The organism is Aeromicrobium sp. IC_218 (genome assembly GCF_004336805.1).
Classification (GTDB): domain Bacteria; phylum Actinomycetota; class Actinomycetes; order Propionibacteriales; family Nocardioidaceae; genus Aeromicrobium.
This window is the reverse complement of sequence record NZ_SJXM01000002.1, coordinates 292568-307124: the sequence shown is the minus strand read 5'-3', so window position 1 is coordinate 307124 and position 14557 is coordinate 292568. Positions and strand designations below refer to the sequence as shown.

Below are 14557 nucleotides of genomic sequence, written 5' to 3'. Positions count from 1 at the left end.
GTCGCACGACCATGTCGGCCCGGTCTTCCGCAGCTGCGGGAGGCCGGGCCGACGTCTCACCCTAGGAGGAGCAGTGCCCGGACCCCGCGTGAACAAGGTGGCCGACCGCATCAAGGTCGTCGTCGCCGAGATGCTGGAGCGCCGCATCAAGGACCCCCGCCTGGGCTTCGTGACCATCACGGACGTCCGGCTGACCGGCGACGCCCAGCACGCGTCGGTGTTCTACACCGTCATGGGCGACCAGAAGGCGATCGACGGCACCGCGCAGGCGCTCGAGAGCGCCAAGGGCGTCATCCGCTCCGAGGTCGGCAAGCAGCTCGGCGTGCGCCACACGCCGTCGCTGGAGTTCCACCTCGACGCCGTCCCCGAGAACGCCAAGGCGATCGAGGAGCTGCTCGAGCGGGCGCGCAAGCGCGACGAGGAGGTGGCGGCGCGGGCCGCCGGCGCCGAGTTCGCCGGTGACCCCGACCCGTACAAGAAGAAGGACGACGCGGACGACGAGGACGCGTGAGCGAGCCCGTCGCCGGCATCGTCGTCGTCGACAAGCCGGCCGGGTGGACGTCCCACGACGTCGTCGGACGCACCCGCCGGCTGGCCGGCACCCGCAAGGTCGGCCACGCCGGCACGCTGGACCCCATGGCGACCGGCGTGCTCGTGCTCGGCGTCAACCGGGCCACCCGCCTTCTCGGTCACCTCATGACGACCGAGAAGGAGTACCTGGCCACCGTCCGCCTCGGCCAGTCCACGGTCACCGACGACGCCGAGGGCGAGGTGACGTCGTCGGCCCCGGCCGGCGACGTCGACGCCGCGGCCGTCGAGGCGGCGCTCGCGCCGCTGCGCGGCGACATCATGCAGGTGCCGTCGTCGGTGTCGGCGATCAAGGTCGACGGCCAGCGCTCGTACGCCCGGGTGCGCGGGGGAGAGGACGTCGAGCTGGCGGCCCGCCCGGTCACCGTCTCGACCCTGGAGGTCACTGACCTGCGCCCCGGCGCCGGCGTCACCGACGTCGACGTCCGGGTCGTGTGCTCCAGCGGCACGTACGTGCGCGCCCTGGCCCGTGACGCCGGCGCGGCGTTGGGCGTCGGCGGGCACCTGACGATGCTGCGCCGCACGCGCGTCGGCGGCTTCACGCTCGACCAGGCCCGCACCCTGGAGCAGCTGGAGGAGTCGTTCGAGGTCGTCGGCATGGACGACGTCGCCCGCAGCTCCTTCACCACCTGGACGGCCGACGAGCGCAGCGCCGCCGACGTCCGCTTCGGCCGGCGGCTCACCGCGACCGACCTCGGTGGCGACGGGGGCCCGGTCGCCGTGCTCGACCCCCAGGGGCACTTCCTGGCGCTCTACGAGCAGGCCGGCGCCACGGCGCGTCCGGTCGCCGTGTTCGTCTGAGCCCCTAGGGTGATCGCCATGGCAGACCGCATGCGCCCGGGCCGACTCCTGCGCCGCGCGCTCCTGACGCTGCTGGCCGCCCAGGCGACGGTGGTCGCCGCGCTCATGGGCACCACGAAGGTGCGCAAGATCCTGCGCGGCGACCACGCGGCGGAGTTCCCCGTCACCCCGCCGGTGCCGCTGCCCCTCGACGAGAACGTCGCCACGGTCTACACCTACGGCGAGGACCTGTTCGAGGACATGATCGCGGCGATCGAGAACGCCCAGCACCGCGTCCTGTTCGAGACCTACATCATCAAGGCCGACGCGACCGGTCGGCGGTTCAAGGCGGCGCTCGAGGCCGCCGCCGACCGTGGCGTGGAGGTGCGGGTCGTCTACGACGCCTTCGCCAACCTCGTGGTGCCGCCGAGCTTCCTGCGCTTCCGCCCGCCGGTCCAGGTGCTGCGCTACCCGGTGTTCGGTCCCGGCTGGCGCATCTTCGACTTCCGCCGCTACGGCCGCGACCACCGCAAGATCCTGGTCGTCGACGACGTGGTCGGCTACGTCGGCGGGTACAACATCGGCTCGCTGTACGCCACCGAGTGGCGCGACACCCACGTGCGCATCACCGGCCCGGCGGTGTGGGACCTGGACAACGCCTTCGTCGACTTCTGGAACCTGCGCAGCCCCGACCGGATCATCCGGGAGTCCGGCGCGTCCAGCTGGGGCGCGCACGTGCGGGCGCACCGCAACGTGCCGCGCGTGCTGCACTTCCCGATCCGGGGGATGTACCTGGAGGCGATCGATCGGGCCAGCGACCACGTCTACATCACCGCGGCGTACTTCATCCCCGACCACGACATCCTCCGCGGGCTGCTCGAGGCCGCGCGCCGTGGCGTGGACGTGCGCATCCTCGTGCCCGAGGTGTCGAACCACGTGCTGGCCGACTGGCTCTCGCGCGGGTTCTACTCCTCGCTGCTCGACGGCGGCGTGCGGATCTTCCTGTACCAGGACGCCATGGTGCACGCGAAGACCGCGACGATCGACGGCATCTGGTCGACCGTCGGCACCGCCAACATCGACCGGCTGAGCCTGACCGGCAACTACGAGATCAACCTCGAGATCCTCGACGAGGGGTTCGCCGGCCACCTCGAGACGGTGTTCGCCAACGACGTGGCCCACGCGCGCGAGCTGACCCGCGACGAGTGGTCGCGTCGTCCGTACATCGCCAAGGGCTGCGAGCTGCTGCTCGCCCCGCTCCGCCCGTTCCTCTGAGCGGTCCTGCCGCGCCGGCGCCGGGTGGCTACAGTGTCCGGCGTGGCGATCTGGGCTGAGGTGGACGGAGCGACGGGCGTGCCGCGCACGAACGCGTGCGTGGTGACCATCGGCAACTTCGACGGCGTGCACCGCGGGCACCGGCTGGTGCTGGAGCACACCCGCGAGGACGCGCGGCGTCGTGGCATCGCCACCGTGGCGGTCACGTTCCACCCGCACCCGCTGGAGGTCATCGCCCCGGCCCACGCCCCGAAGCGCCTGACGTCCATCGAGCGGCGGATCGAGCTGCTGCGCGAGGCGGGCGCCGACGAGGTGTACGTGCTGGACTTCGACCGCGAGATGGCGTCGTGGAGTCCCGAGGAGTTCGTGACCCGCGTCGTGGTCGACCAGCTGCACGCGGCCAACGTCGTCGTCGGCGACAACTTCCGCTTCGGCCACAAGGCCCAGGGCGACGTGGAGTACCTGCGTGCGGCGGGGGAGCGGCTCGGCTTCGCCGTCGACGACCGCCGCCTGCTCGGGGACGGGGAGGCGTTCTCGTCCACCCGCGTCCGCGAGCTCGTGGCCGAGCGCCGGCTCGACGAGGCGGCCGAGGTGCTGGGCCGACCGGTCGAGGTCACGGGCACGATCGTGGGCGGCGACCGCCGCGGCCGCGAGCTGGGCTTCCCGACCGCCAACGTGCCGGTCGACGAGGCGTACGCCGTGCCGCCGGACGGGGTCTACGCCGGCTGGCTCGTGCGTGCGTCCGGCGAGCGACTGCCCGCCGCGATCTCCGTCGGGTCGAACCCGACCTTCGACGGCACCGAGCGCCGCGTCGAGTCGTACGTGCTCGACCGCGACGACCTGGACCTGTACGGCGAGCAGGTGCGCGTCGAGCTGGTCGCCCCCGTGCGCGAGATGGAGCGCTTCGACGGCATCGACGCCCTGGTGGCGCGGATGCACGACGACGTCGCGCGCACCCGCGCCCTCCTGGCGCTCTAGGAGTCCTGTCCCGCCGCCTCGGCCACCGCGTCGGCGACGGCCTCCATGCCCTCGGCGTTCGGGTGCAGCCCGACGCCGTCCCCGAGCGGGGCGTTCAGCCCGTTGGTCCACGGGTCGTCGCTGCAGGCGTGGTGGTCCTCGGACTCCGCGGTCATCGACACGTAGGTGACGCCGGCCGCCTGCGCGGCCTTGGAGAGCGCCGCGTCGATCTGCTTCTCGCCCTGCACGACGCCGGACGTGTCGACGCCGCTGCCGCCGAGCACGTCGCAGCTCTGGCCGTCGGCGGTGACGCGCAGGTAGCCGACCAGCAGCACCTCGGCCTCGGGCGCCTTCTGCTGCACCGCGTCGAGCACGGCGGTGACCCGCTCGGACGTGGCGGCGAGCACCCGGGGCAGCTTCTTGCTCAGGTAGGTGCCGCAGGCGTCGCCGGGCGCGACGCAGACCGTGGCCAGGCTGCTGAAGAGACCGTCGTCGTTGCCGCCGATGCCGACGGTGACCAGCGAGGTGCTCTCGTCCACGGCGTCGAGCTGGGCCGGGACGGGCTCGGTCGTGCCGGGGATCGGCACGGCCTTCAGGATGTTCTCCGACGTCGCGCCGCTGCAGCTCACGTCGGTGAACGACGCGACGTCGAGCTCCTCGGCCAGCACGCTCGGGTAGTTCTTCGTCGAGCGACCGCACTCGCCCGAGTCGCCGTCGACCGGGTTGATCGAGGGGCCCGCGGTGTACGAGTCGCCCAGGGCGACGTAGCGCACGGCGTCGGCGGAGGCGGCGGAGGCCTCGTCGGAGGAGGAGTCGTCGTCACCGCCGGAGCAGGCGGGCAGGACGAGCAGGGCGGCCGCGCACAGGGCGGCGCTGGTTCGGGATCGCAGACGCATGCGACGCAGCGTAGGCGATGGGATTACCGCCGGGGATCACCGCGCTGGTAGGCTGGGGACGCCGTCAGAACGGCCACGGACAGAGAGTGCCCCGGTGAACCGGCCCGGGCGCGCCGTGCAACGAGACCCACAGGAGTCACATGTCGAAGAAGACTGCCGCCCCCACCGTCGTGGACATGTCCAAGGCGGACATCATCAAGGAGTACGCGACCGCGGAGGGCGACACCGGCTCCCCGGAGGTCCAGATCGCTCTGCTCACGGGTCGCATCGCGCACCTGACCGAGCACCTCAAGGAGCACAAGCACGACCACCACAGCCGTCGTGGCCTGCTGCTGCTCGTCGGTCAGCGTCGTCGCCTGCTGAACTACCTGCAGAACAACGACATCGAGCGCTACCGCTCGCTGATCGAGCGTCTCGGCCTGCGTCGCTGACGTGACAGGAGGCGGTCACCCACCGGGTGGCCGCCTCTGCTGCACCTCCCACAACTGAACAAGTACCAACACCACCGGACGAGGCCGCCAGGCACGACGAGCCCGGTCCTCGGTAGTGGCTCTCGGGACGACGTCCCGCGGGCCTCGATCGAAGATCGGCACCACCAGCGCCGGCCGGCGTCCTCGTCCCGACGAGCGGGCATCGTGCCCGCGGAAGGGACTTCCATGTCCGAACCCACCGTCCACTCGGTCGAGACGACCATCGACAACGGCCGCTTCGGCACGCGCACCGTGCGCTTCGAGACCGGCCTCCTGGCCCGCCAGGCCGGCGGCGCCGTGTCCGCGTTCCTCGACGACGACACGATGCTGCTGTCGACGACCACCGCCAGCAAGCAGCCGAAGGACCACTTCGACTTCTTCCCGCTGACGGTCGACGTCGAGGAGCGCATGTACGCCGCGGGCCGCATCCCCGGCTCGTTCTTCCGTCGCGAGGGCCGTCCCAGCGAGGACGCCATCCTGACCTGCCGCCTGATCGACCGCCCGCTGCGCCCGACCTTCAAGAAGGGCCTGCGCAACGAGGTCCAGGTCGTCATCACGGTCATGGCGCTCAACCCCGACACGCCGTACGACGTCCTGGCGATCAACGCCGCGTCGGCGTCCACGCAGATCTCCGGCCTGCCGTTCTCGGGCCCCATCGGTGCCACGCGCATCGCGCTCATCGATGGTCAGTGGGTCGCGTTCCCGACCCACGCCCAGCTCGAGGACGCCGTCTTCGACATGGTCATCGCCGGCCGTGTCGCCGGTGACGACGTCGCCGTGATGATGGTCGAGGCCGAGTCCACCGAGAAGACGTGGGAGCTCGTCCAGGCCGGCGTCCAGGCGCCGACCGAGGAGGTCGTCGCCGAGGGCATGGAGGCGGCCAAGGCCGTCATCAAGCAGATGTGCGAGGCCCAGGCCGAGCTCGCGTCGTCCGCCGCGAAGCCCGTCCAGGACTTCCCGGTCTTCCTCGACTACGAGGACGACGCCTACGACGCGGTCGCCGAGATCGCCTCGGAGTCGATGAAGCAGGCGCTGACCATCGTCAGCAAGGCCGACCGCGAGGCCCGCGAGTCCGAGATCAAGGCCGACGTCGTCGACCAGCTCGGCGAGCGCTTCGCCGGCCGCGAGAAGGAGCTCGGCGCCGCGCTGCGCTCCCTGACCAAGGCCCTGGTGCGCGAGCGCGTGCTGCGCGACAAGGTGCGCATCGACGGTCGTGGCCTGGCCGACATCCGCGAGCTGTCCGCCGAGGTCGGCGTCATCCCGCGCGTGCACGGCTCGGCGCTGTTCCAGCGCGGCGAGACCCAGATCCTGGGCGTCACCACGCTGAACATGCTCGACCTGGAGCAGAAGCTCGACACGCTCTCGCCCGAGAAGACGCGTCGCTACATGCACAACTACAACTTCCCGCCGTTCTCCACCGGTGAGACCGGACGCGTGGGCTCGCCCAAGCGTCGCGAGATCGGCCACGGCGCGCTGGCCGGCCGGGCGCTCATGCCCGTCCTGCCCCCGCGCGAGGAGTTCCCCTACGCGATCCGTCAGGTCTCCGAGGCGCTGAGCTCCAACGGCTCGACGTCGATGGGCTCGGTCTGCGCCTCGACCCTCGGCCTGCTCAACGCCGGTGTGCCGCTGCGCGCGCCGGTCGCCGGCATCGCCATGGGCCTGATCTCGGGCGAGCTCGACGGCAAGACCGAGTACGTGACGCTGACCGACATCCTCGGAGCCGAGGACGCCTACGGCGACATGGACTTCAAGGTCGCCGGCACGCGCGAGTTCGTCACCGCGCTGCAGCTGGACACCAAGCTCGACGGCATCCCCGCCGACGTGCTGGGTGGCGCGCTGAAGCAGGCCCGTGAGGCCCGCTTCACGATCCTGGACGTCATGGCCGAGGCCATCGACGTGCCGGACGAGATGAGCCCCTTCGCCCCGCGGATCATCAGCATCAAGATCCCGGTCGACAAGATCGGCGAGGTCATCGGCCCGAAGGGCAAGATGATCAACCAGATCCAGGACGACACGGGCGCGAAGATCTCGCTCGAGGACGACGGCACCGTCTACATCGGCGCCGACAACGGCGACGCCGCCGACGCCGCCCGCGCGGCGATCAACGCGATCGCCAACCCGACGATGCCCGAGGTCGGCGAGCGCTACCTCGGCACCGTCGTCAAGACGGTCGACTTCGGCGCGTTCATCTCGCTGCTCCCGGGCAAGGACGGCCTGCTGCACATCAGCAAGCTGCGCGAGCTCAACGGCGGCCAGCGCGTGAACAACGTCGAGGACGTCCTGTCGGTCGGCCAGAAGATCCAGGTCGAGATCGCCGAGCTCGGCGACCGCGGCAAGCTCTCGCTGATCCCCGTCGTCGAGGGCAAGGAGGAGGCCTCCGAGGAGGCCCCCGCCGAGGAGTCGGCCACCGAGGCCTGATCCGTCCCTCCTGACGCGCCGGCGTCCGGGCCACGTGCCCGGGCGCCGGCGTCGTCGTTCCCGGACCGTCCCGGAGCGGAGGGGCCGGTCGGCTGACCCCGCGCACGGGGCAGGATCGGTCGCGGACCGCATGACTTGGGAACGCTCCCAAAAAGTCCTTGACGCCGAATGTGACCCCGGTCATACTCGTGGGAACGCTCCCACAGAGGGCCGTCCGGGCCGGCGGGGCAGTCAAGGAGGCATGACGTGAAGACCACACGACAGCTCGTCGGCGCCGCTGTGCTGACGCTCGTGACGGCTGCGGTCGCGGCCGGTTGCGGGGGTTCGAGCGGCGACGACGGCGACGTCACGCTCCGGGTGAACCTGTTCGGCAAGTTCGGCTACGAGAAGGCCTACGAGCAGTTCGAGAAGGACCACCCGGGCGTCAAGATCGTGGAGACCGCCGAGGGCGACCTGGGCAAGTACAACACCAAGCTCAGCCAGCAGATCGCGGCGAACGGCTCCGCGGGCGACGTGGTGGCGATCGAGGAGGGCCAGACGGTCTCCTTCCTGGCCGCGGCCGACAAGTTCGTGAACCTGCAGGACGCCGCCGGCGACACCAAGGACCAGTGGCTGCCCTGGGTGTGGGACAAGGCGACGACCGCGGACGGCAAGACCACCATCGGCCTCGGCACCGACGTCGGCGGCCTGGCCATGTGCTACCGCCGCGACCTGTTCGAGAAGGCCGGCCTGCCGACCGACCGGGCCGAGCTGGCCAAGCAGTGGACCACCTGGGACGACTTCATCGAGGTCGGCAAGAAGTTCCAGAGCGGCATCAAGGACGACAAGGTCCACTTCATCGACGCCGCCACGAACAACTACAACTCGATCCTCATGCAGAGCGGCGACTACACGTACTTCGACCGCGACGACGAGCTCGTCGTCGAGGAGAACCCGGCGGTGAAGTCGTCGTGGGACACCGCGATGAAGATGATCGACGCCGACCTGAGCGCCAAGCTGGTCGCCTTCTCCGACGAGTGGAACGCCGGCTTCAAGAACGGCTCGTTCGCGACCGTCGCGTGCCCGGCCTGGATGACCGCGTACATCACCGAGCAGGCCGGCGACGCCGGCAAGGGACTGTGGGACATCGCCACGGTGCCCGGTGGCGGCGGCAACTGGGGCGGTTCCTGGCTGGGCGTGCCCAAGTCCAGCAAGCACCAGGAGCTGGCCGTCGAGCTCGTCGAGTACCTCAGCGGCGAGGAGGGCCAGATGCTGGCCTACGAGTCGGCCGGACGCCTGCCGTCCCTGCCCGCGCTGTACGACGACCCGGCGCTGACCGAGGACACCAACGAGTACTTCAGCGACGCCCCGACCGGTCAGCTCTTCGTGGCCGGCGCGAGCAGCCTGCAGCCGGTGTACCTGGGCACCAAGAACGTCCCGGTGCGTGACGCGGTCGAGAACGCGATGCGCAGCGTGGAGAACGGACAGCGGTCGGCGGCCAAGGGCTGGACGACGGCCGTCTCGGACGCCGAGAAGGCGGCCCGCTGATGTCGGACGTGCGTCGCGCCGAGCGTGCCACCCAGGCGCGGCGCACGTCCGCCACCGGCCCCGTGGTGCCCGCACCGACCCTCCAGGCGGTGCGGGCCCCACGCGGTTGGCGGAAGCGTGGCGGGGGCGGACGGCGGGGGACCGAGGCGCGCGTCGCGCCCTACCTGTTCGTCTCGCCGTTCTTCCTGATCTTCGCCGTCTTCGGCCTGTTCCCGCTGCTGTACACGGCCTGGGTCTCGATGCACGACTGGAGCCTGCTGTCGGGCAACGAGGGCTTCGTGGGCCTGGGCAACTACCAGGACCTGGCCACCGACAGCCAGTTCTGGCGGGCGCTGGTCAACACGATGGGCATCTTCGTCATCGCGACGATCCCGCAGCTGGTGCTGGCCACGCTGCTGGCCCAGGCGCTCAACCACGGACTGCGTGCGCGGACGTTCTGGCGGATGAGCGTGCTCGTCCCGAACGTCACGTCGGTGGCCGCGGTCGGCATCATCTTCTCGCTCATCTTCGCCCGGGACTTCGGCATCGTGAACTGGGCGCTGGACTCGGTCGGCATCGGCGCGATCGACTGGCAGGCGCACCGCTGGTCGTCCTGGCTGGCCATCTCGGTGATGGTCGACTGGCGCTGGACCGGCTACAACGCGCTGATCCTGCTCGCGGCCCTGCAGTCGGTGCCCAAGGAGCTGTACGAGGCGGCCCGGATCGACGGGGCCTCCGCCTGGCGGCAGTTCTGGAGCATCACCGTGCCCATGCTGCGTCCCACGCTCGTCTTCGTGACCATCGTGGCCACCATCGGCGGCGTCCAGCTCTTCACCGAGCCGCTTCTCTTCGGCTCCGGCGTCAACGCCATCGCGGGCGGCACCACCGGCCAGTACCAGACCGTCGCGATGTACCTGGTGCAGGAGGCCTTCACCGGCCAGCGCTTCGGGTACGCCGCCACGATCGCCTGGGTGCTGTTCCTGCTCATCGGCGTGGTGTCGGCCGTCAACCTCCTGCTCCTGCGACGCATCCGATCGGCGGACTGACCATGCGACGTGCTCCCGTCACCCTCTACGTGGCCCTGGCCCTCACGGCCCTGCTCTCCATCGCGCCGCTGTACTTCATGCTGGTCATGGCCTCGCGCACCACCAGCGAGATCCTCAGCGTCCCGCCGCCGCTCGTCCCCGGCGGGGAGCTGTTCGACAACATCGAGCGGGTCTTCGCCAACGAGGACGTCATCTTCGGCCAGGCGCTGCTCAACAGCCTGATCGTCGCCGGCGTCACCACCGTCTCGGTGGTCGTGTGCTCGTCGCTGGCCGGGTTCGCGTTCGCGAAGCTGAGGTTCCGCGGCCGCAACGCGCTGCTGCTGGTCGTCGTCGGCACGATGATGATCCCGGTGCAGCTCGGCCTGGTGCCGCTGTACATGCTCATGAACAAGCTGGGGCTCAACGGCCAGCTGTCGTCGGTGATCCTGCCGTTCCTGGTGACCGGGTTCGGCGTGTTCATGATGCGTCAGTACGCCAGCCAGGCCATCCCCGACGAGCTCATCGAGGCCGCGCGGCTCGACGGCGCGTCCACGTGGCGGATCTTCCGCAGCATCGTGTTCCCGGTGCTGCGCCCGGCGGCGGCCGTGCTCGGGCTGCTGACGTTCATGGAGCGCTGGAACGACTTCCTGTGGCCCTACCTCGCGCTCGACGCCGAGCACCCCACCGTGCAGGTCGCGCTGTCGCGCCTGTCCGGCGGCTACTACACCGACCAGGCGCTGGTGATGGCCGGGACCCTCATGGGCACCCTGCCGCTCGTCGTGGTCTTCATCATCTTCGGCCGCCAGATCATCGGCGGCATCATGGAAGGCGGTCTCAAGGCATGACGCTCGACCTCTCGGCACTGCGCCACGACTTCACCTGGGGCGTCGCGACGTCCTCGTTCCAGATCGAGGGAGCGGTGGACGTGGACGGCCGCACGCCGTCCATCTGGGACGACTTCTGCGCGACCCCCGGTCGCGTCCGCGACGGCGACACCGGCGAGCCCGGCTGCGACCACTACCGGCGCTGGGAGGACGACGTGGAGCTCATGACCGGGCTCGGCGTGGACGCCTACCGGCTGTCGCTGTCGTGGCCGCGGCTGCAGCCCGGCGGCAAGGGCCCGGCCAACCAGCTGGGCGTCGACTTCTACGACCGCCTGGTCGACCGGCTCCTGGAGCGCGGCATCACGCCGTGGATCACTCTGTACCACTGGGACCTGCCGCTCGAGCTCGAGCAGGCCGGCGGCTGGCCGCTGCGCGAGACCGCGGAGCGCTTCGCCGACATGACGACCCTCGCCGCCGAGGCGCTGGGGGACCGGGTCAAGCACTGGATCACGCTCAACGAGCCGTGGTGCTCGGCGTTCCTGGGCTACGGCAGCGGCGTGCACGCGCCCGGCCGCACCGACCCGGCCGACGCCCTGGCCGCCTCGCACCACCTCATGCTGGGCCACGGGATGGCCGTCGATCGGCTGCGCGCGGCCGTGCCGGACGCGAAGGTCGGCGTCACCGTCAACCTCTACCCGGTCAGCCCGGTCGACGACTCCGGACGCCACGACGACGCCGTGCGCCGCGTCGACGGCCTGATGAACCGCTGGTTCCTGGACCCGATGCTGCGCGGCAGCTACCCGGCCGACGTGCTCGAGGACGTCCGCAGCGTCACCGACGCGTCGTTCGTCCACGACGGCGACCTCGAGACGATGTCGCCGGCCCTGGACTTCCTCGGCGTCAACTACTACACGCGTCACGTGGTGGGCGCCACGCCGTGGCCGTCGGCGTCGTTCGCCCAGTTCCACAGCCGCGACGTGCCCAAGACGGCGCTCGGCTGGGACGTCGACCCGGCCGGCCTCACCGAGGTGCTGGAGCGCCTGCACCGCGAGTACCCGCCGCTGCCGATGTACATCACCGAGAACGGCGCGGCCTTCGACGACGTGCTGGAGGACGGCGCGGTGCACGACGAGCGGCGCGTGGCGTTCCTGCGCGACCACCTCGCCGCGGTGACCGACGCCTGCCGGTCCGGCGCCGACGTCCGGGGCTACTTCGCCTGGTCGCTCATGGACAACTTCGAGTGGGCCGAGGGGTACGCGTCGCGCTTCGGCATCGTCCACGTCGACTACGACACCCAGGAGCGCACGCTCAAGGACAGCGCGCACTGGTACAAAGACCTCATGAACGCCCACCGCGGACAGGCCGGCCGGACCGGCGTCCCGCGCGACGGGAGCAGCGCCGGGTGAGCGCCGTGGGGCCGCCGACCCTGGAGCAGGTCGCCGCGCGCGCCGGAGTCGGGCGCGGCACGGCGTCGCGCGTCATCAACGGCTCCTCGCAGGTGTCGCCGCGCACCCGCGAGGCGGTGCTGCAGGCCGTCGCCGACCTGGGCTACGTGCCCAACCAGGCCGCCCGCGCCCTGGTCACGCGCCGCACGGGCATGGTGGCCCTGGTCATCGCCGAGTCCGAGGAGCGCATCTTCGGCGAGCCGTTCTTCGCCGGGGTGGTGCGCGGCATCTCCGCCGAGCTCGCCGACGCGTCGCGCCAGCTCGTGCTGTCGCTCGTCCAGTCCGCGGAGCAGGCCGACCGGCTGCACGGCTTCCTGTCGCCGGCCCACGTCGACGGCGTGCTGGCGCTGTCGATCCACGACGACGGAGCCCTCCCGGTCGACCTCAGCGCGCGCGGCATCCCGACCGTGCTGGGCGGCCGGTCCGAGCGCTGGCCGGAGGCGTCCTACGTCGACGTCGACAACCGGGCCGGCGCCCGCACCGCCGTGCAGCACCTGCTCAAGCGCGGACGCCGCACGGTCGCGACCGTCACCGGCCCCCAGGGCATGACCGCCGGCCGCGACCGGCGCGACGGCTACGGCGACGCGCTGCGCGACGCCGGGCTCGCCGCCGACCCGGCCCTCGTCGCCGAGGGCGACTTCAGCGAGGCGTCCGGCCACGCGGCCACCCGCGCGCTGCTGGAGCGGCGGCCCGACCTCGACGCCGTCTTCGCGGCCAGCGACCTCATGGCGCTCGGCGCGATCCGCGCGCTGCGCGAGGCCGGCCGTTCCGTGCCCGGCGACGTCGCCGTGGTCGGGTTCGACGGCATCCCGCGCGCCGCGTCGCACGAGCCGCCGCTGACCACCGTGGTGCAGCCGCTGGACCGGCTGGGCCGCGAGATGGCGCGCATGGTGCTGCGCCACGTCGAGGGCACGCCCGGCGGGCCCGAGCAGCTCGTGCTGCCGGTCGAGCTCGCGGTGGGCGGCACGTCCTGAGACATGCCCCACCCGGGGCGGCGGAGGAGCGTCGTTACGCTGCTGGAGTGATCGAGCAGCTGCACCCCGCCCTCCGTCCGTCCTTCGAGGCCGTGCTCCAGCGCAACCCCGGGGAGCCCGAGTTCCACCAGGCCGTCCTGGAGGTGATGCTCAGCCTCGCGCCCATCGCCGACAGCCGGCCCGACTACACGCAGTGGTCGATCCTGTCGCGGATCTGCGAGCCCGAGCGGCAGATCATCTTCCGCGTCCCGTGGACCGACGACGCGGGCGTGGTGCACATCAACCGCGGCTTCCGCGTCGAGTTCAACTCCGCGCTCGGCCCGTTCAAGGGCGGCCTGCGGTTCCACCCGTCGGTCAACCTCAGCATCATCAAGTTCCTCGCGTTCGAGCAGGTGTTCAAGAACGCGCTCACCGGCATGCCGATCGGTGGCGGCAAGGGCGGCTCGGACTTCGACCCCAAGGGACGCTCGGACGCCGAGATCATGCGCTTCTGCCAGTCGTTCATGACCGAGCTCTACCGCCACATCGGCGAGTACACCGACGTGCCGGCGGGCGACATCGGCGTGGGCGGCCGCGAGATCGGGTACCTGTTCGGCCAGTACAAGCGCATCACGAACCGCTACGAGTCCGGGGTCCTCACCGGCAAGGGTCTGTCGTGGGGCGGTTCGCAGGTGCGCACGGAGTCCACCGGCTTCGGCACCGTCTTCTTCGCCGCCGAGATGCTCGCGGCCCGGGGCGAGTCGCTCGAGGGCAAGCGCGTCGTGGTGTCCGGCTCGGGCAACGTGGCGACGTACGCCATCCAGAAGGCGCAGGCCCTGGGCGCGACCGTCGTGGCGTGCTCGGACTCCGCCGGCTACGTCGTCGACGAGGACGGCATCGACCTGGCCCTCCTGCGCGACGTCAAGGAGACCCGTCGCGAGCGGCTGACGGCGTACGCGGACGAGCGTCCGTCGGCCACGCACGTCGCCGACGGCTCGATCTGGGACGTCCCGTGCGACGTCGCGCTGCCCTGTGCGACCCAGAACGAGCTCGAGGCCGACCACGCCCGCGTCCTGGTCAAGAACGGGGCCCGGCTGGTCGCGGAGGGCGCCAACATGCCGTGCACGCCCGAGGCGGTGGCGATCTTCCGCGAGGCGGACGTCGCGTTCGCCCCGGGCAAGGCGGCCAACGCCGGCGGCGTCGCCACCAGCGCGCTGGAGATGCAGCAGAACGCCAGCCGCGACTCGTGGGCGTTCGGCTACACCGAGGACCGGCTGCGCACGATCATGCGCGACATCCACACGTCCTGCGTGGAGACGGCGGCGCGCTACGGCGAGCCGGGCAGCTACGTCATGGGCGCGAACCTGGCCGGCTACACCAAGGTGGCCGACGCGATGGTCGCCCAGGGCGTCATCTGAGC

13 protein-coding genes are annotated in these 14557 nt (G+C 71.3%); 12 read left to right on the top strand and 1 reads right to left on the bottom strand.

The window, feature by feature from the left end; genetic code table 11:
* Positions 1–73 precede the first annotated feature (73 nt).
* From rbfA to E0W78_RS03500, 4 genes are read left to right on the top strand one after another with little or no spacing between them, the layout of a single operon-like run.
* Positions 74–511 carry a 30S ribosome-binding factor RbfA gene (gene rbfA / locus E0W78_RS03515; protein ID WP_131402449.1) on the top strand — a complete coding sequence of 146 codons (438 nt, stop codon included), beginning with the start codon at positions 74–76 and terminating at the stop codon, positions 509–511.
* Positions 508–1389 (top strand): tRNA pseudouridine(55) synthase TruB, encoded by an 882-nt coding sequence (truB, locus tag E0W78_RS03510; RefSeq protein ID WP_131402448.1) that lies wholly within the window; start codon positions 508–510, stop codon positions 1387–1389. The genes rbfA and truB overlap by 4 nt, the downstream gene beginning before the upstream one ends.
* 18 nt (positions 1390–1407) lie before the next feature.
* Positions 1408–2643 (top strand): phospholipase D-like domain-containing protein, encoded by a 1236-nt coding sequence (locus E0W78_RS03505; RefSeq protein WP_207392612.1) that lies wholly within the window; start codon positions 1408–1410, stop codon positions 2641–2643.
* A gap of 42 nt (positions 2644–2685) precedes the next feature.
* Positions 2686–3621 (top strand): bifunctional riboflavin kinase/FAD synthetase, encoded by a 936-nt coding sequence (locus E0W78_RS03500; protein WP_242686209.1) that lies wholly within the window; start codon positions 2686–2688, stop codon positions 3619–3621.
* Here the strand turns inward: E0W78_RS03500 and E0W78_RS03495 are convergent.
* A complete protein-coding gene (locus tag E0W78_RS03495) occupies positions 3618–4496 on the bottom strand; it encodes an SGNH/GDSL hydrolase family protein (RefSeq protein ID WP_131402447.1) in 879 nt (292 codons plus the stop codon). The two genes, E0W78_RS03500 and E0W78_RS03495, sit on opposite strands and share 4 nt — an antisense overlap.
* Before the next feature lie 176 nt (positions 4497–4672).
* On the opposite strand from E0W78_RS03495, the gene rpsO reads away from it, so the two are divergent.
* The 8 genes from rpsO (at position 4673) to gdhA (ending at position 14555) form a co-directional block, all read left to right on the top strand.
* Positions 4673–4927: a 30S ribosomal protein S15 gene (rpsO, locus tag E0W78_RS03490; protein ID WP_131402585.1), complete on the top strand. Its 255-nt coding sequence runs from the start codon at positions 4673–4675 to the stop codon at positions 4925–4927.
* Between the two features lie 225 nt (positions 4928–5152).
* Positions 5153–7384: a polyribonucleotide nucleotidyltransferase gene (locus tag E0W78_RS03485; protein WP_131402446.1), complete on the top strand. Its 2232-nt coding sequence runs from the start codon at positions 5153–5155 to the stop codon at positions 7382–7384.
* 246 nt (positions 7385–7630) lie between these two features.
* Positions 7631–8911 carry an extracellular solute-binding protein gene (locus tag E0W78_RS03480; RefSeq protein ID WP_131402445.1) on the top strand — a complete coding sequence of 427 codons (1281 nt, stop codon included), beginning with the start codon at positions 7631–7633 and terminating at the stop codon, positions 8909–8911.
* The gene (locus E0W78_RS03475) at positions 8911–9936 is read left to right on the top strand and encodes a sugar ABC transporter permease (protein WP_131402444.1); all 1026 of its coding nucleotides are present in this window, start codon (positions 8911–8913) and stop codon (positions 9934–9936) included. Before E0W78_RS03480 ends, E0W78_RS03475 begins: the two co-directional genes overlap by 1 nt.
* 2 nt (positions 9937–9938) lie before the next feature.
* A complete protein-coding gene (locus E0W78_RS03470) occupies positions 9939–10760 on the top strand; it encodes a carbohydrate ABC transporter permease (RefSeq protein WP_131402443.1) in 822 nt (273 codons plus the stop codon).
* Positions 10757–12145, top strand: coding sequence for a GH1 family beta-glucosidase (locus E0W78_RS03465; RefSeq protein WP_131402442.1), 1389 nt, complete (start codon positions 10757–10759; stop codon positions 12143–12145). The genes E0W78_RS03470 and E0W78_RS03465 overlap by 4 nt, the downstream gene beginning before the upstream one ends.
* The gene (locus E0W78_RS03460; protein ID WP_131402441.1) at positions 12142–13158 is read left to right on the top strand and encodes a LacI family DNA-binding transcriptional regulator; all 1017 of its coding nucleotides are present in this window, start codon (positions 12142–12144) and stop codon (positions 13156–13158) included. The genes E0W78_RS03465 and E0W78_RS03460 overlap by 4 nt, the downstream gene beginning before the upstream one ends.
* Before the next feature lie 59 nt (positions 13159–13217).
* Positions 13218–14555: an NADP-specific glutamate dehydrogenase gene (gene gdhA / locus E0W78_RS03455; RefSeq protein WP_165570404.1), complete on the top strand. Its 1338-nt coding sequence runs from the start codon at positions 13218–13220 to the stop codon at positions 14553–14555.
* Positions 14556–14557 lie beyond the last annotated feature (2 nt).

Bases quoted from the DNA above. Each gene is read 5' to 3' on its own strand.
- E0W78_RS03505 (WP_207392612.1), top strand. From the start codon at position 1,408: ATGGCAGACCGCATGCGCCCGGGCCGACTCCTGCGCCGCGCGCTCCTG.
- E0W78_RS03495 (WP_131402447.1), bottom strand. From the start codon at position 4,496: ATGCGTCTGCGATCCCGAACCAGCGCCGCCCTGTGCGCGGCCGCCCTG.
- rpsO (WP_131402585.1), top strand. From the start codon at position 4,673: ATGTCCAAGGCGGACATCATCAAGGAGTACGCGACCGCGGAGGGCGAC.
- E0W78_RS03485 (WP_131402446.1), top strand. From the start codon at position 5,153: ATGTCCGAACCCACCGTCCACTCGGTCGAGACGACCATCGACAACGGC.
- E0W78_RS03475 (WP_131402444.1), top strand. From the start codon at position 8,911: ATGTCGGACGTGCGTCGCGCCGAGCGTGCCACCCAGGCGCGGCGCACG.
- E0W78_RS03470 (WP_131402443.1), top strand. From the start codon at position 9,939: ATGCGACGTGCTCCCGTCACCCTCTACGTGGCCCTGGCCCTCACGGCC.
- E0W78_RS03465 (WP_131402442.1), top strand. From the start codon at position 10,757: ATGACGCTCGACCTCTCGGCACTGCGCCACGACTTCACCTGGGGCGTC.